Raw genomic sequence first — 2,994 nt, 5'->3', positions numbered from 1 at the left:
CTCGCCGAGAGGGACGTGACACTCAACTGGGTCCGCGTGGGCGGCACTGAACAATGTGGCGGACCTGCCGAGACCGACCCCATCACCCTCACTATCGCATCCTGAATTCTCTGAGCGTCCCGACTCTGACCGTTCCGCAAGGGGTTCCCGTTGCGGGCGACTTGCTCAGCGAATCGACTTGAGCGGAATCACGCTTCAGCGCGCCCGTTGGTCGTCCGGCTTGCAAACAGTATTGGACGTTCAATTGAGCTAGGGAAGAGGCGCGGGTGGGGATCCGCGATATTGCGCCTTGAAAGAGGTGGAATTGGCGTATTGCAAGAACCACTCAATAGATAGATGCGCCTACTGAGCGAGATCGACGAAACCGACGAGATCAAGACATTCTTCTCGCACTAGGACGACCGTGTCTACATATCGTCGTGAGTTTGGGAAGGTACGTGCCTGGACGACAAGTTCTTTTGTGAGTTCGATGACACCTGAGTCGTTCAAGATATGCACGCCGCCGGTGTGCTCCACCAGGAATCCGGAGCGCAGCGCCTGTGTCGACATCGCATGACGGATCGGGCGCGTCATCATCTTTCCAACGTCGATTCGACGATCCTGATTCACGCGGAGCGGCTGATTTTGAAATGCTCGCAAGTTCAGTACTTGGACCTTGCTCCCGAACCGCACGAGGAGGCGGTAGTTTGCGTTGCCTAGCACCTCGAATCGATCGCCGGCCGTCATTTCGTCAACGGTGAGTTCTTCGCTCATCACACCTCGGAGCGACTGCAGCAGCGACGATGGCTGGTGAAATTTGGTGACGATCGACTCTTGAAATCCGTTTTCTCGGCGATCGATCCGGGTTGTGGCACGGATGAAGTCCGGTATCGGGTCGACGCCGTAGTTAAGCAGATGCACCGATGACCGTGTGACATTGCGGGAGTAGGGGGCCAGAGTCTCGACTGAAGCGTTCTTCGCCGACCGGATCCACTGATCACCATCCCCGAAGCCGACCTCGCGAGAGATTAGGCCAAGGTCTCCCAGCGATGCTGCAAACTGACCGTTGCCGGCAACTACGGCTGTGGCTGGGGCATCGATGACCTGTAGAACTGGCGACGGCTCGTCGTAACGAGAGTCGAATTGGGTCTCGTATACCCCTGCGTCGCTGGTCGCGAAGATTCGGTTCCCATATACCACGGTGTCGGTGATGTTGCCGGGTATCGGTTCAATTGACGCTAGCCGGAGAACTGTTGGGGTGATTGAAATGACTACTTCAGGTTCTGCTTTGAGAGGCGAAAAAAATTCACGCCGGATTGAGGGGATGGCCAATACGTCTTGGAACTCGAGCGACGATTTTCTCTCGCTGCGAAGCACCAAGTGATCAGCGAGCACCCCATGATGCCGGTCGCTGGCGTGGATTGCGCTAGCCCGCAGTTTGTCGACTGGAACGTAGTAGATCGCGCCATGGCGGTCCCACACGATCAGATTTCCGCGGTAGAGCCACGCATCTTCCCATTGGCCAGGAATCCGTAGGACAAGTCGTCGGATATCCATCACATGACCTGTCTCCGCAGCTTCTTAGCTAGCGCGTGGGAGACTACTCCGCTAGCCTCCCAAGCCTCGATCACGTCTGATGGCGCGGTCTTAATAGTCCCGGGGCTTCCTTTTCCAACCGGGTGACCGTGCCAGTCTGTTGATCCCACCTGTGGCGGAAAGAAGCGCGCAAGCACCTCTCCCCTAGAGCCGAAAGGCTGTGCGACGTCGCTTGCCACGGCCCAAACCGGTTGAGTCAGAGCGACTCTCGCCGATTCCTGCACCTCCGTGTGACAAAACACGTGACACTCTGCATCATCGTTGATTCTCCAGATCGATTTCGTAGTAGACATTCCCCGATCTCGATGGTGAGGATGGCTGAAATAGCTTCGACCGCCGCACGTAGTGAATCGCGAACCGGGCGGATTGCTCAAGCGAAGGTGTGTCATGAACCTAGCTCGACCAGCTTCGGGACCTCACGTCGATGGTCGTCGATGAAAGCAAATGCGCTGAGGCTCATGGATGAAGGCTAGCAGCGGGCCAATCGAAGCGATCAGGGCGGTCATCATCGTGGCAGGAACGATAGTGATGGCTTCGGGATCGCTATGCTTATCGACGCGTCATTGACCGAGGCGTATATGCCCGCATAGGGTTCGGCTTATGACACAGGCTGTTCAGATTTGGACCTTTGAAGTTCCTTGGACGAATAGACGTCGGAGCTTGTGGCTAGCACGGAACTTCTGAGGGCGCTGAACCATCGATTCGATGGGCGATGATCGCGGCGTGGGACCGCTTGCCCGGATCGGTTCGGGTGTTCACCGCGTGAACGTGAAACCCTGCGGCCTCGAGCTGCGTGCTCATCTCACCGATAGGCCAGAAGTAGGCGGTCGTAACGGCGTGTGGAAACGGCTCAACGGTGTCGCCCTCGAAGAATCCGAGGAGGAGGCTGCCTCCAGGAGCAATACAGCGGGCGAACTCGCGCAAAACCGTTGGCAAGTCATTCGGGGCAAGGTGGATAACGGAGTACCACGCAAGAATTGCAGCTGCGTGTCCGTCTGGGACCTCGAGATCGCACAGTGACGCGACTCGGAACGGGACCGTCGGAAATCTTTTTCTCGCTTGCACGATGAACGCCTGAACGTGATCGATACCCTCCGCATCGACACCACGCTTCTTGAGGAAATCGGTCCAGTGCCCAGGACCGCACCCCGCGTCGATGACCGCGCCCCGCAGGTCGCGCGCCCACTGGGCGACAAACCGCTGATCCGATTCGTGCGTGTTAGCCATCGATCCCAGCAGCGCCGTGTATTCCTCCGCCCGACCGGCGTATGCATCCAGAACCACATTGCCAGTCATGGGACCGAGTCTAGGAGAAGCCCGGTAGGGGTTCGGCGGATTCAACCGGTCGTCGCAACGAGGGGTATTTCTGGCTCTGACAGTAGTCGTTGCATGGCTTGAGTGGGTGTGATGCCGCCGAGT

At 57.8% G+C, this 2,994-nt stretch carries 2 protein-coding genes; both read right to left on the bottom strand.

Going from position 1 to position 2,994, the window contains the following annotated elements; genetic code table 11:
* Positions 1–342 precede the first annotated feature (342 nt).
* Positions 343–1,539 carry a hypothetical protein gene (locus tag BMW72_RS18130; protein WP_134450358.1) on the bottom strand — a complete coding sequence of 399 codons (1,197 nt, stop codon included), beginning with the start codon at positions 1,537–1,539 and terminating at the stop codon, positions 343–345.
* A gap of 702 nt (positions 1,540–2,241) precedes the next feature.
* The gene (locus BMW72_RS18125) at positions 2,242–2,871 is read right to left on the bottom strand and encodes a class I SAM-dependent methyltransferase (RefSeq protein WP_092113130.1); all 630 of its coding nucleotides are present in this window, start codon (positions 2,869–2,871) and stop codon (positions 2,242–2,244) included.
* Positions 2,872–2,994: the final 123 nt, after the last annotated feature.

It is taken from the genome of Cryobacterium luteum, from assembly GCF_900110125.1.
Classification (GTDB): domain Bacteria; phylum Actinomycetota; class Actinomycetes; order Actinomycetales; family Microbacteriaceae; genus Cryobacterium; species Cryobacterium luteum.
Note: the sequence above shows the minus strand (reverse complement) of the source record. Positions and strands in the feature narration are given on the sequence as shown.

Bases quoted from the DNA above. Each gene is read 5' to 3' on its own strand.
- BMW72_RS18125 (WP_092113130.1), bottom strand. From the start codon at position 2,871: ATGACTGGCAATGTGGTTCTGGATGCATACGCCGGTCGGGCGGAGGAA.